Source organism: Janthinobacterium sp. BJB401, assembly GCF_013372745.1.
Taxonomy (GTDB): Bacteria; Pseudomonadota; Gammaproteobacteria; order Burkholderiales; family Burkholderiaceae_D; genus Janthinobacterium; species Janthinobacterium rivuli.
In genome coordinates, this window is the sequence record NZ_JABXFH010000003.1 from 85,671 (window position 1) to 100,434 (window position 14,764).

Here is a 14,764-nt window from a genome sequence, read left to right on the forward strand (position 1 = left end):
AAGCGAATCGTGTCGGATTACGCGGCGTGCCGCCGCTAATCCGACCTACGCGACGAACGTGCCAAATTGCGTAGGTCGGATTAGCGCAGCGTAATCCGACACCGCCACGTATCAGCCAGGTACGGCGCTCGGTTCCATGTACATTAACTCCCACTGGTGCCCATCAGGATCCTGGAAACTATGTCCATACATGAAGCCGAAATCCATCGGCTCCTTGTAGATGCTGCCACCCGCCTGGACGGCCTTCGCCACCAGCGCATCGACTTCGCCGCGGCTCTCGGCCGACAGGCACACGAGCACTTCCGTCGCCACGGTGGTATCGCACAGTTGCTTGGGCGTAAATTGCTTGAATTTGTCGTGCGTCAACAGCATCACGAAGATGTCGTCGGCAACGATCATGCACGTTGCCGTTTCATCGGTGAAATGGGCATTGAAGCTGAAGCCCAGCGCCGTGAAAAACGCCACGGAGCGTTCCAGCGACTGGACGGGCAGATTGACAAAGATTTTACGGGCCATCATGTCTCCTTGTGGGTCGTATGAGTATGTACTGCCCGCCGATTCTACACCGGCTTTTTATGTGCCAGCGCGTCCCACGGTCTTCGGCGCGTAGCCGAAATAACGGCTGAACGCGGCGCTGAAATTGGACGGATGGCGATAGCCCGTTTGCCAGCCCGCCTGCGCCACCTGACACCCATTTTCCAGCAGTAACTTTGCCCGCTGCATGCGCAGCGCCAGCAGGGTGCGCTGCGGACTGTCGTTGTAGCGGTAGCGCCATCCCTGCTTGAGTTTGAACAAGCTCAATCCCGCTTGCGCGCACAGGTAATCGAGCGTCAGGTCTTGCGCCATCTGCTCCTGCATCAGCGCGTGGACGCGTTCCAGTTTGGCGATATCAGTCTCGGACCAGCGCGGCAAGGCAGCGGGTGCGGGCGCCGGACGCAGCGCCCGCAACTGTTCCTCCAGGATACTGAGCACGCCGATATGCACGGCCAGCGGATCCGCCGCGCGCAGCAACGCGCGCGCGTGCAGAGCGCTGCTGCGCGTCGTGGCCGCATGCGCCAGTTGGCGCGCGCCGCCGTTGGGTAACAATGAAATCAGGCCTTCCGGCCAGTAGCGCGCCAGCGCGTCTTCGCCCACCAGCACGCGCAATTGCGCCGCCCGTTGATGCGCCTCGAAACGGCGCTCGCCGCTGACGTGGTGAAACGCCGTCACCGTCGTATGGCCGCCCAGGAAACGCAATTGTTCGCCATCGCGCGTGAGGTAACCGGATGCGCCTTCCAGGCCGATGGTAATGACCATGCCGCCCGCGTCGTCATGCTTCGATGGCTCGACGAGCGCAAGGCGCGGGCGGTAATCGGAATGCACGAGCAGCAAGCCCTGGTCGACCTGGCGCTGGTCCGCGCGGCACGTACCCATTCCGGGGTCCAGCTGGCGCCGCGTCCAGCCTGCCGCGTCCCTGTCCTGTTCCCTCATCGCTCCCCCTGTTTTCCGCGCCGTCGCGCATACAAAATGCGCCGTGTCGCATACAAATGCAAATGATAACTATTCTCATTGTTGCATAAAATAGGCGTTCTTGCCCACCTCGCCGAAAGGAAATGCCATGCCGTTTACCACGCAACATGCCTTGCAACCGTACTGGGACCTGGCCGTCGCGCCCGTCCAGGCGGACGGGCTGGCCGCCGCCCTGGAACTGGGTATTTTCGAGGTGCTGGCCACGCCGCACACGCCGGCGCAGCTGGCCGACACCCTGGCGCTGCATGCTCCCCACACGGCCCTGCTGCTGGAACTGCTCTGGAGCATGCAGCTGCTGGAACGCGATACGGCCGCTGCCGATGCAGACACACAGCGCTACCGCTGCACGGCCGCCACCTTGCAGTATTTCTGCCGCAACTCGGTGGCCTTCTGTGGCGACGCCTGGCTGTACCGGCTGCATGCGCTGCGCCACTTCGCCACCCAGCTCAGTACGCTGGTGCGCGAGGGGGGCAAGGCCGCGCCTTACAGCACGGCAAATGGAGTCAACTGGGCCGTTGCCGCGCAGCAGCAGATCGGCCAGGAACAACGCGCCGTCACCATGCGCGCGGCCCTGTCCGTGATGCAACGGATCACCCCGTTTGCAGACGGCAACACGCCACTGCGCCTGCTCGACCTGGGCGGCGGTCCGGGCTGGGTTGCCATTGCGCTGGCGCAAGCCCATGCGGGTTTGCACGGCTGCGTTTTCGACTGGCCGGAAACGGTGGCCGTGGCCGCCGCCAACATCGCCCATGCGCAACTGACTGACCGCCTGGGGACGGTGGGCGGCGACCTGGACAGCGACGATATCGGCAACGGTTACGACCTGATCTGGTGCTCGTCCGTGCTGCATTTCGTGCCCGACATGGCGGCGGCCTTGCGCAAGATCCATGCGGCCTTGAAACCCGGTGGCGTCTTCGTTTGCGTGCAAGCGGAAATCGCTCCGGCAGCCGTTGACGCGGCGCGCGTGCTGCCGTATTACTTGCCGATGCGCATGCTGGGCCGCACGGTAACGCGCCAGGGGGAATTGGCACAATTGCTGCGCGACACGGGCTGGCGGCAAGTGGAGCAATACGGCGCCAGCGATTTTCCCATGGCGCCCGTGCAAGTGCTGATTGCGCGCAGTTGAATGGCAGGCGTTTTAGGCCGCATCTTGCTGCAGCGACTCGATGATCAAGCCGGCCAGGCGCTCGACGGGCGGCCTGGACACACTGGAGGCGCGCAGCAGTTCCAGCGACAACGGGGGCAGGGCGGGCAAACCGGCCGCCACGTGATCGAGCGCACACACGGTTGAGGGCAAGCCCAGGCCGGTGCGCACCGTCACGCCCAGCCCGGCGGCGGCCGCCGCCCACAATCCCGCCAAGCTGGGGCTGGTAAACGCCGTGCGCCAGGCGATGCCGGCATGGTCCAGCGCCTGCGTGGCGCAGCGCTGGAACAGGCAGTCGCGGTCGAACGTAATGAGCGGCAGCGGTTCGCCCGATTCGGGCCGCCACGCCAGGCTGGACGAGGCGATCCAGCGCATGGCCGGCTCGGCAATATGCTGGCGCTGCTGCGGCGGATACTCGGCCACGTCGGCGATGCACGCGCCGCCCCACAGCAGGGCCAGGTCCAGCTGCCCCATGGCCAGCCCTTGCATCAAGGCCGTGTTGCGCGCCACGTGCGCCTCGATGCGCACTTTCGGATGCGCGCGGGCAAAGCGCCCCAGCACGTCGGGCAGCAAGGCTTCGCCAAAATCCTCCTGCAAACCGAGCCGGATCCAGCCTTCCAGTTCCGCGCCGCGCAAGGCGACGGCCGCCTCGTCGTTGAGTTCCAGCAGGCGGCGCGCATAACCGAGCAGGACTTCGCCGGCCGGCGTCAGCGCCAGCCCCCGGCCATCCTTGCGGAACAGAGGCATGCCTGCCTGCTCCTCGAGTTTTTTCAGCTGCGCGCTGACGGCCGAGGTCGAGCGGCCCACCTTGTCGGCCGCACGGGCAAAGCTGCCCAGTTCGATGCCAGCCACATAGCTGCGCAGAAAGGCGATGTCGAAATTCAGCAGGCTCATGGCATCAATACAATCGTCCGGTTTTGTGGGATGGTGACTAGTAAATTATCTGATATTCAGAACGATCGTACTGCGCAACACTGTCAGGGTCAACCACTTTCCCCTCCCTGCCATGAGCACCAATTGCCAAGCTATTCCTGTTCCTGTCTCCCTGCCCGCGCCGGGCAATGCCCACCGCTGGAAAGTGCTGGCCGTCGGCGTGGCGGCCAACGCCAGCTTTTCCGCCGCCGCCAACGGCATGCCCACCACGGCCATCTGGCTGCGCAGCGGCTATCACCTGAGCAATACGCAACTGGGAGTGGCGCTGGGCGCCATGGGCCTGGGCGTGGCCCTGACCGAATTGCCATGGGGCATGGCTACCGACCGCTGGGGCGACCGGCCCGTGCTGCTGACCGGCTTGCTGGGCACCATGCTCGCGCTGTTGACCTTGCTGCTGTGGATCACGCCGGCGGACGGCAGCGTGCCGCCCTTATGGGCGCTGGCGACCGGGCTGGCGCTGGTCGGCGTGCTGGGCGGCAGCGTGAATGGCGCCAGCGGTCGCGCCGTGATGCGCTGGTTTGGCGCCGGCGAACGCGGTTTCGCCATGAGCATCCGCCAGACGGCCGTGCCCATGGGCGGCGGCCTCGGCGCCCTCGTCCTGCCCAGCCTGGCATCGCGCTACGGCTTCATGCCCGTGTTTGGCACCCTGGCCCTCGTATGCGGCCTGTCGGCGTTTTTTACGTGGCGCTGGATGCATGAGCCCGATTTCTCTGCCGAGGCCGCCACAGGGCCGCACAACGCGTCCACGGACCTATCTGCAGTGAAGCCGCCCCTGCAGAACCGCAAAGTCTGGCGCATGGTGGCCGCCATCGGCTTGCTGTGCGTGCCGCAGTTTGCCGTGCTCAGCTACGCCACCGTGTTCCTGCACGACCATGGCCACCTGGGCTTGGCCGCCATCACGGCTGTGATGGTGGCCCTGCAGGCGGGCGCCATGGTGATGCGCATCTGGAGCGGGCGCCATACGGACCGCCACGCGAACCGGCCCGCTTACCTGCGCGGCTCGGCCCTGGTAGCGCTGGCCGCGTTCATTTTGCTCGGATGCATCTCCTGGCTGCAGGCGCCGGGCTGGCTGTTGATGGCCGCCGTGGTGCTCGCCGGCATCGCCGTGTCCGCCTGGCATGGCGTGGCCTACACGGAGCTGGCCACGGAAGCGGGCGGCGCCAACGCGGGCACGGCCCTGGGCATGGCGAACACAGCCGTATATGCGGGCCTGTTCCTCACACCGATCGCCATCCCGCATTTGCTGGCGGCCAGCAACTGGTCCGTCGTGTGGTGGCTGGCGGGGCTGGTGGCGCTTGCTACCCGCCCGCTGTTTCCGAAAGACTAGGGCAGCACCCTGATCCGGTACACGCAGCGCATGGCGTTGGCCAGCACATGCTGCTCGCGCACGATGCTGGCGTGCGGTCCCACCACTTCCTGGAACAGCTGCATTTCGGAGCGGCAAAAGCCCTGGCAAGTGCGTGCGGCGGCGCAGATGGGGCAATGGTCTTCGATCAGCAGCCAGTCGTCGCCGTCCGCTTCCACGCGCGCCATATAGCCCTCTTCATCGCGCACGGCCGCCAGTTGCTGCAAGCGCGTGGGCAAATCCGGCGCCGAGCACGCCAGCGCATACGCACTGCGGCTTTCCTCTTCGCGCTGCGTGATGAGTTTATCCAGTCCCGCCTCGCCAAACAGCTGGCGCACGGAACCGATCAGCTTGATCGTCAGCTGCGCATGCGTGTCGGGAAAGCGCGCATTGCCCGCTTCCGTCAAGACCCAGTTCTGACGCGGCCGGCCGGCGCCCGCCTGCGCCTCCTGGCGCCCCTCGATGAGGCCCGCCGCCACCAGCTTTTGCACTTGCTGGCGCGCCGCCTCGCCCGTCATGTCCAGGGTCTTGGCCAGGGTCGCCGTGGAGACGGGGCCCTTGGTCTTGATGAAATACAGGATGCGCTCCGTCGTTTGCGGCGCCTCGCTATTATCCAAACGTTTACTTGTGTAATTCATTTCGCTCAACTATCATGGGGCCAGTTAACCAACTAATTGCTTGCATAATAGGCCGGTAGCTCCCTGCTGTCGAGGAGTTTCCACGTCCGCGTGCCGGCAAGACACTTTCTTGGACTGGATTTTCCATGCAGCTGCAGCACTCTCTCTGGCTGTTTCACGCCATCCTCGCCACTGGTCTGGCCACCTGGCTGACCCTGGCCGCCATCAACAACCTGCACGCCTTCCACGGCGCCGTCTGGGCCATCGGCAACACCATGCGCATGGATCCATTGCGCCAGGACCCGACCATCCAGACGCCGCTGCTGCGCCGCGCGCTCACGTCCTTGACCCTGCACCGGCTGGCGCTGGGCGTGGTGCTGGCGCTGCAGCTTGCCGCCGCCAGCGCCGCCTGGACCGGCGTGGCGCTGTTCTTCGGCGCCTCCCTGACGGCGGCGCTGCCCTGGCTGAACCTGGCCTTGTGCGCCATGGCCGCCTTTTTGCTGCTGATGCACCTGGGCGGCCTGTGGTTCGGCTACTGGATCGCGCAGGAAGGCTTGCAGACGACGCACCTGGTGCTGCTGCTGTGGACCATCGCGCTGTTTGTACTTTTCAACGCGCAGCGGACCTGATCAGCCTCCGCTGCGCCTCTTCTTCCCCGCTGTAAAAAGGACTTCATCATGCATACGAAACTCGTCGGCGCTTCCGCGCTGGCCATCACCCTGGCCGTCGCCGGGGCCGCCCTCTATCCGCGCGCGGACTCCCATGCGGCCGATGCCGCCGCCACTGCCGCCACTGCCGCCACCAAGGTGGCGCTGGTGCCCGTCGTGCTGGGCACACAGGAACGCTACTTCACTGGCGTGGGCGAACTGGAAGCGGCGCGCCAGGTGCAGGTGGCGGCTGAGACGGGCGGGCGCGTCACGCAGATCCGCTTCGCATCGGGCCAGCAGGTAGCAGCTGGCGCCGTGCTGGTACAACTGAATGACGCGCAGGAACAGGCAATGCTGCTGCGCCAGCGCGCGCAACTGAAAAACGCGGAAAGCAGCCATGCCCGCACGGTGCAGATGGTGAAGGAAAAAGCGGCCACGCAGGAGCAGCTCGATAGCGCCCTGGCCGCGCGCGCTGCGGCCCTGGGCGACGTGCGCCAGACGCAGGCGCTGATCGCGCAAAAGACCATCCGCGCGCCGTTCGCCGGCCAGCTGGGCATCCGCAAGGTACACGCGGGCCAGTACCTGAACGCGGCCGATACGGTGGCCAGCCTGATCGACACAAAGTCGCTGCTGGTGAACTTTGCCCTCGATGAACAGAGCAGCGCGAAGCTGGCGCCAGGCCAGGCCGTGCAAGTGCTGGTGGACGCCTATCCCGGCGACGTTTTCACGGCGAAGATCAACGCCATCGATCCGCTGATCGCCCGCTCGCGCATGGTGCAGGTGCAGGCGGCGCTGACCAATCCGCGCGGTGCGCTCAAGGCGGGAATGTACGCGAACGTGCGCGTGGCGCGCGAAGCAGGACAACAACTGACGGTGCCGGAAACGGCCGTGACCTACAGCGCGTATGGCGACACGGTCTTCGTCGCGCAGCAGGAGGGCAAGCAGCCGCTCACCGTCAAGCGCGTGGGCGTGAAACTGGGCGAGCGGGCAGGGGGCCGCGTGGCCATCATCGACGGCTTGCGCGAAGGCCAGCGCGTGGTCGCTTCGGGCCAGCTGAAACTGGCCGACGGCATGGCCGTGCAAGCCGTCGCCAACACCCTGGACGAAGTAAAACGCGCCGCGCCCAAGGCCGGCTCGTAAAGGAAAGACATCACCATGAAATTTACCGATTTATTCGTACGCCGCCCCGTGCTGGCGCTGGTGATCAGCACCTTGATACTGATGCTGGGCGTGATCGCCATCCTGCAGCTGCCGATCCGCCAGTATCCGATGCTCGAATTGTCCACCATCACGGTGAAAACCACGTATCCGGGCGCCTCGGCGGAACTGATGCAGGGCTTTGTCACGCAGCCGATCGCGCAAGCCGTCTCGTCGGTGGAAGGCATCGATTACCTCACCTCGTCGTCGGTGCAAGGCAGCAGCACGGTCACCGTGCGCATGGAACTGAACCGCGATTCCACGCAGGCGCTGACGGAAGTCATGGCCAAGGTCAACCAGGTGCGCTACAAGCTGCCCGAAGGCGCTTTCGACCCCGTCATCGAGCGCTCGGCCGGCGATTCGTCGGCCGTCGCCTATGTCGGCTTTGCCAGCGAAAGCGTCTCGGCGCCCGCGCTGACGGACTACCTGGCGCGCGTGGTGCAGCCGATGTTCGCCACCATCGACGGCGTGGCAAAGGTCGACGTGTATGGCGGCCAGCAGCTGGCCATGCGTTTGTGGATCGACCCGGCGAAACTGGCGGCGCGCGGCTTGACGGCGGCCGACGTGGCCGACGCCGTGCGGCGCAATAACTACCAGGCCGCGCCCGGCAAAGTCAAAGGTCAATTCGTCGTGTCTAACATCAGCGTCAACACGGATCTGACCAGCGTGGCGGAGTTCCGCGACATGGTCATACGCAAGGGTGGCGATGACAGCGCCGCCCTCGTGCGTTTGAAAGACGTGGGCACGGTGGAACTGGGTGCGGCCGCCACGGAGACGAGCGGCATCATGGACGGCGTGCCGGCCGTGTACCTGGGCCTGTCGCCCACACCGGGCGGCAACCCGCTGGTGATCGTCGACGGCATCAAGAAGCTGCTGCCCGAGATCCAGAAAACCCTGCCGCCTGGCGTGAAAGTCGAGCTGGCGTTCGAGACGGCGCGCTTCATCCAGTCGTCCATCGACGAAGTGGCGCACACCCTGCTCGAAGCGCTGCTGATCGTCGTCATCGTCATCTACCTGTGCATGGGTTCCTTGCGCTCCGTGCTGATACCCGTCGTGACGATTCCCTTGTCGATGCTGGGCGCGGCGGCATTGATGCTGGCCTTCGGCTTCAGCATCAATTTATTGACCTTGCTGGCGATGGTGCTGGCCGTGGGCCTGGTGGTCGACGACGCCATCGTCGTGGTGGAAAACGTGCATCGGCATATCGAGGAAGGCAAGACGCCCGTGGCCGCCGCGCTGGTGGGTGCGCGCGAAGTGGCCGGCCCCGTGATCGCCATGACGATCACCCTGGCCGCCGTGTATGCACCGATCGGCATGATGGGGGGACTCACGGGCGCGCTGTTCAAGGAATTCGCGCTGACCCTGGCCGGCGCCGTGGTGGTGTCGGGCGTGGTGGCGCTGACCTTGTCGCCCGTGATGAGCTCCCTGCTGCTGCAGCCGAAACAATCGGAAGGGCGCATGGCGCGCGCCGCCGAGCATTTCTTCGAGGGCCTCACCAGCCGCTATGCGCGCCTGCTGGACCGCTCGCTGCACCACCGCTGGCTCAGTGCCGGTTTCGCCGCGCTGGTGATGGTCAGTTTGCCGTTTTTATACCTGCTGCCGCAGCGCGAACTGGCGCCGGCGGAAGACCAGGCCAGCGTGCTGACGGCGATCAAGGCGCCGCAGCACGCCAACCTCGATTACGTCGAGCGCTTTTCGTACAAGCTCGATGATATCTATAAAAATATCCCGGAAACGGACTCGCGCTGGATCATCAACGGCGGCGAAGGCCCGGCATCGAGCATCGGCGGCATCAACCTGACGCCGTGGGCCGAACGTTCGCGCAACGCGGCCGTCATCCAGGCCGAATTGCAGCACGCCGTGGGCGACGTGGAGGGCACCAGCATCTTCGCCTTCCAGCTGGCGCCCTTGCCGGGATCGAGCGGCGGCTTGCCCGTGCAGATGGTGCTGCGCAGCGCGCAGGATTACGCCACCCTGTTCCGCACCATGGAAGACGTCAAGCAGCGCGCACGCGATAGCGGCCTGTTTGCCGTCGTCGACAGCGACCTCGATTACAACAACCCGGTGGTGAAAGTGCGCGTGGATCGTTCAAAAGCCAATAGCCTGGGCATCCGCATGCAGGACATCGGCGAATCGCTGGCCGTGCTGGTGGGCGAGAATTATCTGAACCGCTTCGGCATGGATGGCCGCGCCTACGACGTCATCGCGCAAAGCCCGCGCGAACAGCGGCTCACGGCGCAAGCCCTGACGCAGCAGTACGTGCGCGCCGACGACGGCAGCCTGCTGCCCCTGTCCGCCGTCGTGTCGGTGAGCGAACAGATCGAACCGAACATGCTGACCCAGTTCAACCAGCAGAATGCGGCCACCTTCCAGGGCGTGCCCGCGCCGGGCGTGACCCTGGGCGACGCCGTCACCTTCCTCGATGGCGTGGCCAAGACCCTGCCGCCGGGCTTCAGCTATGACTGGCAATCGGACGCGCGCCAGTTCGCCACGGAAGGCAATGCGCTGCTGCTGGCCTTCCTGGCGGCCGTCGTCGTCATCTACCTGGTGCTGGCGGCCCAGTATGAGAGCCTGACGGATCCGTTGATCATTTTGATCACCGTACCGCTGTCGATCTGCGGCGCGCTGATTCCGCTGGCCCTGGGCTACGCCACGGTCAACATCTACACGCAGATCGGCCTCGTGACCCTGATCGGCTTGATCAGCAAGCATGGCATTTTGATGGTGGAATTTGCCAACGAATTGCAAGTGCATGAAGGGCTCGACCGCATCACGGCCATCCGCAAGGCGGCGCAAATCCGCTTGCGTCCGATTTTGATGACGACGGCCGCCATGGTGGTGGGCCTGGTGCCGCTGCTGTTCGCTTCCGGCGCGGGCGCCAACAGCCGCTTCGGCCTCGGTGTGGTGATCGTCTCGGGCATGTTGATCGGCACCTTCTTTACCCTGTTCGTGCTGCCCACCGTGTACACCTTTCTGGCCCGCCGCCACACGGCCGACCATGCCACGCCGCGCGCACGCGATTTGTCGCAGGCGCTGAAGGAAACACCATGAAAAACTACCACTATCTTGTTTCTCTTTTCCCCGTGCTGGCCGGCTGCGCCGTCAGCCCCGCCTATGTCGCACCTGGCACGCCCGCCATCCATTTGGCCAGTCCGCAGCACACGCAATTCGCACCCGGCGCGAGCACCGTCAGCGAGGCCGCCTGGTGGACGTTTTTTGACGATGCGCGCCTGTCGCAACTGATCGCCAGCGCGCTCGAACACAACCTCGATATCGCCCAGGCGCAGGCGAACCTGCTGGCCGCGCGTGCCGTCTTCGACGAACGCCGCCTCGATGAGCTGCCCACCGTCACGGGACAGGCCGGATGGCAGCGCACGGTGCAACAGGACACGCCAGACAGCCGCGCCGCCAGCGCCAGCACGCGCATAGGGTTCGACGCGCAATGGGAGATCGACCTGTTCGGCCGCCTCGCGCACATGAGCCGTTCGGCGCAGGCGCGCGCCGACGCGGCGCAGGCGGACTTGCGGCAGGTGCAGCTGACGATCGCCGCCGAGGTGGCGCGCAATTACTACGAGGCGCTGGGCCACCAGCACAACCTGGCGCTGACGCAGGCACAGGTGCACAGCTGGCGCGATACGGTGGCATTGACCGACGCGCGCATCCGCGCCGGCGGCGGCTTGCCGGAAGAGCGCCACAACGCGCTGGCCAACCTGGCGCGCAGCGAGGCAATGCTGCCGCCGTTGCAAGCGGGACTACGTCAGGCGCAGTACCGGCTCGATGTGCTGAGCGGACAAGCGCCAGGCGCCATCGCGCTGGCCACCACGCCGCGCCAGCAGGCGCCGCTGGCGGGCCAGCTTCCCTTGGGCGACGTGAACCGCCTGATCAAGCAGCGTCCCGACGTGGTGCGCGCCGAGCGCCTGCTGGCCGCCTCCAGCGAAGACGTGGGCGCCGCCACGGCGGACCTGTATCCGCGCCTGAGCCTCGGCGGTTTCCTCGGCTTCTTCGCGTTGCGCGGCAGCGGCGTGTTCGACGGCGGCGCGCGCGCCTTCGAGGTGGCGCCATCGGTCAGCTATCCTGCCTTCCGCCTGGGCAGCGTCAAGGCACGTTTGCGCGGCACGCAAGCCGAAGCGCAGGGCGCGCTGGCGCGCTATGAACAAACAATGTTATTGGCGCAGGAAGACGTGGAAAACGCCGTCACGCAACTGGCGGAAAACCAGACGCGATTGGCGTCATTGCTGCAGTCGGCGCGCCACGGCAACGCAGCCCTCGGCATCGCCAGCACGCGCTATCAGGGTGGTTCCGGCAGCTACCAGGCCGTGCTGGAAAACCAGCGCGCCTTGTTCGATATCCGGCGCGAAGCACTGCTGGCGGAAACGGCGTCCTACATCGATGCGATTGCCCTGTACAAGGCGCTGGGATGGGGGCAAACTATGTGATCTTTTTAGCTCGGGAAGGCACGCGATGTTCAAGCAAGGCAGCTGGCTCAATCCACCGGAAAACTGGTCCGCCGACGGCGCGCAATTGCGCGTGACGACGGATGCCCACACGGATTTCTGGCGCAAGACCTCGTACGGTTTTATCCGCGACAGCGGCCACTTTTTCGGCACTGAGGTCGACGGCGATTTTACGGCGCAAGTGCACGTATCGGCGCAGTATGCGGCGCTGTACGACCAGGCGGGGATGATGGTGCGTATCGATGCGGAAAACTGGATCAAATGCGGCGTCGAATTTTCCGACGGCCAGCTGCTATTGAGCACCGTGCTGACGGTCGATACCTCCGATTGGGCCGTCAGCATCGCACCCGCCATGCCGGACGGTTTCTGGCTGCGCGTGACGGTGGAGCAGAACGTGATCCGCGTGCAGTATTCGACCGATGGCAAGCGGTGGCCGCTGCTGCGCCTGGCGCCGTTTCCCACGACATCGCGCTACCTCGTCGGCCCCATGTGCTGCACGCCGGAACGCGCGGGACTCGATGTCGTGTTTTCACAGTTTTCCACCGGCCCGGCGCTGCAAAAGGACTTGCACGATCTCACTTAGAACGCCACTGCGCCTTGCTTAGCTGAGCGCCGTATCGAGCACCATCATCAGCAGAAAACCGGACACCAGCGCGATACTGGCAAAACCGCCATTACCGCTGCGCTGCGCCTCGGGAATGGCGTCGTGCACGATGACGAACAGCATGGCGCCGGCGGCGGCCGCCAGTCCCCACGGCAGCAGGGCGGACGAGAGGCCGATCAGGGCCAGGCCGGCGAGCGCCGCCACCGGTTCGACCAGGCCGGAGGCGGCGCCCATGGCCACCGACAAACGGCGGCTGTAGCCCACGCTGCGCAGGGCCAGCGCCACGACCAAGCCTTCCGGCACATCCTGGATGGCGATGCCGGCCGCCAGCGCATTGGCGCGTTCCAGCGCCACGCCCGCATAGCCGACGCCAATCGCCAGTCCCTCGGGCAAGTTGTGCAAGGTAACGGCAAATACAAAAATCCACGCTCTTTTCAGGCTGCTGGCGGCGACGGGCGCGCCGTGCCGCACGCGTTCGCGCACCACCAGGTTCAGCGCGACGATCAGCAGCATGCCCAGACCCATGGCAAAGGCCACCAGCAGGCTGGCGTGCATGGGCGTTGCCACGCGCTGCCTGGTCACCGCCAGCGCCGGCAGCACCAGAGAAAACGCGGTGGCCGCCAGCATCACGCCGGCGCCAAAACCGAGGAAGCAGTCATAGCTGCGCTGCGAGAATTTGTGCGACAGCAGCACCGGCACGGTACCGAGTGCCGTGGCACCGGCCGCCATGGCGCCGCCGATCAGGGCCGGCGCCAGATGGGCATGGCGCAGCGTCAGCTGGGCTGCCAACGCGTACAACAGCAAAAGCAGCAGCGCGCCGCACAGGGCAAAGCCCAGTGCATTAGACCAGGACCAGTGCCTGGCCAAGGCCTGCAGCGCACGCGGCGTATTCACGCTGGCGGTGCCCGGCCTGTTGCGCTACAAGGGCATGGACGAGCTGCCGCCATCGCGGCCGTTCGGACGCATGCCCAGTTCCGCGCCCGTCAGCGGGTCGGCATCGGGATTCGATGCCGTGCGCGCGGCCATCTGCTGCACGGTCGCCAGTTCGTCCTGCGGCAATGTCACTTCCGCCTCGCCCGTGCCGCCGTCGACGGCCATCTGCTGGCGCGGGTCGGAAATGTACTGCCACTTGCCGCCCTGGTTCCACGGCCCCCGTTCCTCGCCCGGCCCCTGCGACATATTGAAATACACATCCGCATACTGCGGATCGCCCGGCAATTTGCCAGGAGGGAAATTGGGCTCGATCGAATACAGGGCTTTTTCAAACGACTTCTGGTGCGCCACTTCGCGCGTCATCAGGAAACCCAGCGCTTCCTTCACGCCCGGATCGTCCGTCAGGTTGATCAGACGCTCGTAGACGATCTTGGCGCGCGCCTCGGCGGCGATATTCGAGCGCAGGTCGGCCGTCGGTTCGCCGATGGTGTCGATGTAGGCGGCCGTCCACGGCACGCCGGCCGAGTTGACCAGGGGCGCGCCGCCGCCGTACAGCACCTGCGTCACGTGGCTGTCGTTGCCCGCGCCCGTGATGTTGCGGTACAGCTCCGCTGCCTGGTCGACGCCTTCGGCCAGCCGCCCCTTGGCGCCCTTGTTGAGCATGACGACGATATTGCCGATCACTTCCAGGTGGCTCAGTTCTTCCGTGGCGATATCGAACAGCATGTCCTTGCGGCCCGGATCGTCCTCCGACAAGGCTTGCGTGAAATAGCGGCAGGCGGCGGCCAGCTCGCCCTGCGGGCCGCCGAATTGTTCCAGCATCAGGTTGGCCAGCCCGGGATTGGGCTGCTCCACCCTGATCGTGTATTGTAGTCGCTTGTTGTGTGCAAACATGGTGCTCTCCTCGTTCGCAGCACGCCGGTCTACTCGTGCTGATTCAGTGATCTGTGGATGTCTTTCGACTCGTTGCGGCCCGGCCGGTCGTCGGCCAGCTTGCCCGCTTCGCTCTGCGGTCGCTGCGCCGCGCCCTTGACGTGAGCATTGCCATCGGGCTGCGTCAGGGTGCGCAGGTTTTCCTGCTCCACCGGGTCAAGCCCGCCCTGCGGCGTGATGACGTCGTTGGCCCAGTGGCCGCTGTTGGCATTGCCGCTGGCCAGTTTGCCGCCGCCCTGGTTGGCATACGCATCGCCCTGCGCCTTGTCGGCATCGGTCTTGTCCATGCGCGTGTTGCGGCCCTGGTCGGCGGGATGCTGCGGGGTGTTGCCGTGTTGGTCCTGCATGCGCTTCTCCTCGGTTGGTGGATGAAGGCCCATGCTACTGGCACGCGGCCGCCGGCAAGATAGGAGCGCGGCGTGACGTCATGTAGGAAAGCTTCGCGTGC

General features: G+C 65.6%; 14 protein-coding genes. 7 read left to right on the forward strand and 7 right to left on the reverse strand.

What is annotated here, in order from left to right; genetic code table 11:
• Positions 1-111 precede the first annotated feature (111 nt).
• Positions 112-516: a VOC family protein gene (locus HWE17_RS03380; protein ID WP_035823324.1), complete on the reverse strand. Its 405-nt coding sequence runs from the start codon at positions 514-516 to the stop codon at positions 112-114.
• A gap of 57 nt (positions 517-573) precedes the next feature.
• Positions 574-1,413, reverse strand: a complete 840-nt coding sequence (locus tag HWE17_RS03385; RefSeq protein ID WP_255206099.1) for an AraC family transcriptional regulator — start codon at positions 1,411-1,413, stop codon at positions 574-576.
• 184 nt (positions 1,414-1,597) lie between these two features.
• Here HWE17_RS03385 and HWE17_RS03390 point away from each other — a divergent pair, with 184 nt between their 5' ends.
• A complete protein-coding gene (locus HWE17_RS03390; protein ID WP_176387815.1) occupies positions 1,598-2,635 on the forward strand; it encodes a methyltransferase domain-containing protein in 1,038 nt (345 codons plus the stop codon).
• A gap of 12 nt (positions 2,636-2,647) precedes the next feature.
• On the opposite strand, the gene HWE17_RS03395 is transcribed toward HWE17_RS03390, so the two are convergent.
• A complete protein-coding gene (locus HWE17_RS03395) occupies positions 2,648-3,547 on the reverse strand; it encodes a LysR substrate-binding domain-containing protein (protein ID WP_035823329.1) in 900 nt (299 codons plus the stop codon).
• A gap of 112 nt (positions 3,548-3,659) precedes the next feature.
• Here HWE17_RS03395 and HWE17_RS03400 point away from each other — a divergent pair, with 112 nt between their 5' ends.
• Positions 3,660-4,913: an MFS transporter gene (locus tag HWE17_RS03400; protein ID WP_176387816.1), complete on the forward strand. Its 1,254-nt coding sequence runs from the start codon at positions 3,660-3,662 to the stop codon at positions 4,911-4,913.
• On the opposite strand, the gene HWE17_RS03405 is transcribed toward HWE17_RS03400, so the two are convergent.
• A complete protein-coding gene (locus HWE17_RS03405) occupies positions 4,910-5,569 on the reverse strand; it encodes a metalloregulator ArsR/SmtB family transcription factor (RefSeq protein WP_035828463.1) in 660 nt (219 codons plus the stop codon). The two genes, HWE17_RS03400 and HWE17_RS03405, sit on opposite strands and share 4 nt — an antisense overlap.
• A 125-nt stretch (positions 5,570-5,694) precedes the next feature.
• Here HWE17_RS03405 and HWE17_RS03410 point away from each other — a divergent pair, with 125 nt between their 5' ends.
• Genes HWE17_RS03410 through HWE17_RS03430 form a run of 5 tightly spaced genes read left to right on the forward strand, consistent with a single transcriptional unit; the run spans position 5,695 to position 12,429 of the window.
• Entirely contained in the window at positions 5,695-6,177 is a 483-nt protein-coding gene (locus tag HWE17_RS03410) for a DUF2165 family protein (RefSeq protein ID WP_176387817.1), read from the forward strand.
• Between the two features lie 48 nt (positions 6,178-6,225).
• On the forward strand, positions 6,226-7,335 hold the full coding sequence (locus tag HWE17_RS03415) for an efflux RND transporter periplasmic adaptor subunit (RefSeq protein ID WP_176387818.1): 1,110 nt from the start codon (positions 6,226-6,228) through the stop codon (positions 7,333-7,335).
• Between the two features lie 15 nt (positions 7,336-7,350).
• The gene (locus HWE17_RS03420; RefSeq protein ID WP_176387819.1) at positions 7,351-10,443 is read left to right on the forward strand and encodes a MexW/MexI family multidrug efflux RND transporter permease subunit; all 3,093 of its coding nucleotides are present in this window, start codon (positions 7,351-7,353) and stop codon (positions 10,441-10,443) included.
• A complete protein-coding gene (locus HWE17_RS03425) occupies positions 10,440-11,828 on the forward strand; it encodes an efflux transporter outer membrane subunit (protein ID WP_176387820.1) in 1,389 nt (462 codons plus the stop codon). The genes HWE17_RS03420 and HWE17_RS03425 overlap by 4 nt, the downstream gene beginning before the upstream one ends.
• A gap of 25 nt (positions 11,829-11,853) precedes the next feature.
• Positions 11,854-12,429 carry a DUF1349 domain-containing protein gene (locus HWE17_RS03430; RefSeq protein WP_176387821.1) on the forward strand — a complete coding sequence of 192 codons (576 nt, stop codon included), beginning with the start codon at positions 11,854-11,856 and terminating at the stop codon, positions 12,427-12,429.
• A gap of 18 nt (positions 12,430-12,447) precedes the next feature.
• On the opposite strand, the gene HWE17_RS03435 is transcribed toward HWE17_RS03430, so the two are convergent.
• The 3 genes from HWE17_RS03435 to HWE17_RS03445 are packed head-to-tail and all read right to left on the reverse strand — an operon-like array spanning position 12,448 to position 14,663.
• A complete protein-coding gene (locus tag HWE17_RS03435; protein WP_369681703.1) occupies positions 12,448-13,344 on the reverse strand; it encodes a ZIP family metal transporter in 897 nt (298 codons plus the stop codon).
• Positions 13,345-13,368: 24 nt separating this feature from the next.
• On the reverse strand, positions 13,369-14,277 hold the full coding sequence (locus tag HWE17_RS03440; protein ID WP_176387822.1) for a manganese catalase family protein: 909 nt from the start codon (positions 14,275-14,277) through the stop codon (positions 13,369-13,371).
• A gap of 29 nt (positions 14,278-14,306) precedes the next feature.
• Positions 14,307-14,663, reverse strand: a complete 357-nt coding sequence (locus HWE17_RS03445; protein WP_176387823.1) for a hypothetical protein — start codon at positions 14,661-14,663, stop codon at positions 14,307-14,309.
• Positions 14,664-14,764 lie beyond the last annotated feature (101 nt).

What these genes read in the sequence shown, in the direction of transcription:
- HWE17_RS03415 (WP_176387818.1), top strand. Translation starts at nt 6,226, where the DNA reads ATGCATACGAAACTCGTCGGCGCTTCCGCGCTGGCCATCACCCTGGCC.
- HWE17_RS03385 (WP_255206099.1), bottom strand. Translation starts at nt 1,413, where the DNA reads ATGGGTACGTGCCGCGCGGACCAGCGCCAGGTCGACCAGGGCTTGCTG.
- HWE17_RS03410 (WP_176387817.1), top strand. Translation starts at nt 5,695, where the DNA reads ATGCAGCTGCAGCACTCTCTCTGGCTGTTTCACGCCATCCTCGCCACT.
- HWE17_RS03440 (WP_176387822.1), bottom strand. Translation starts at nt 14,277, where the DNA reads ATGTTTGCACACAACAAGCGACTACAATACACGATCAGGGTGGAGCAG.
- HWE17_RS03390 (WP_176387815.1), top strand. Translation starts at nt 1,598, where the DNA reads ATGCCGTTTACCACGCAACATGCCTTGCAACCGTACTGGGACCTGGCC.
- HWE17_RS03430 (WP_176387821.1), top strand. Translation starts at nt 11,854, where the DNA reads ATGTTCAAGCAAGGCAGCTGGCTCAATCCACCGGAAAACTGGTCCGCC.
- HWE17_RS03380 (WP_035823324.1), bottom strand. Translation starts at nt 516, where the DNA reads ATGGCCCGTAAAATCTTTGTCAATCTGCCCGTCCAGTCGCTGGAACGC.
- HWE17_RS03420 (WP_176387819.1), top strand. Translation starts at nt 7,351, where the DNA reads ATGAAATTTACCGATTTATTCGTACGCCGCCCCGTGCTGGCGCTGGTG.
- HWE17_RS03395 (WP_035823329.1), bottom strand. Translation starts at nt 3,547, where the DNA reads ATGAGCCTGCTGAATTTCGACATCGCCTTTCTGCGCAGCTATGTGGCT.
- HWE17_RS03425 (WP_176387820.1), top strand. Translation starts at nt 10,440, where the DNA reads ATGAAAAACTACCACTATCTTGTTTCTCTTTTCCCCGTGCTGGCCGGC.
- HWE17_RS03400 (WP_176387816.1), top strand. Translation starts at nt 3,660, where the DNA reads ATGAGCACCAATTGCCAAGCTATTCCTGTTCCTGTCTCCCTGCCCGCG.
- HWE17_RS03405 (WP_035828463.1), bottom strand. Translation starts at nt 5,569, where the DNA reads ATGAATTACACAAGTAAACGTTTGGATAATAGCGAGGCGCCGCAAACG.
- HWE17_RS03445 (WP_176387823.1), bottom strand. Translation starts at nt 14,663, where the DNA reads ATGCAGGACCAACACGGCAACACCCCGCAGCATCCCGCCGACCAGGGC.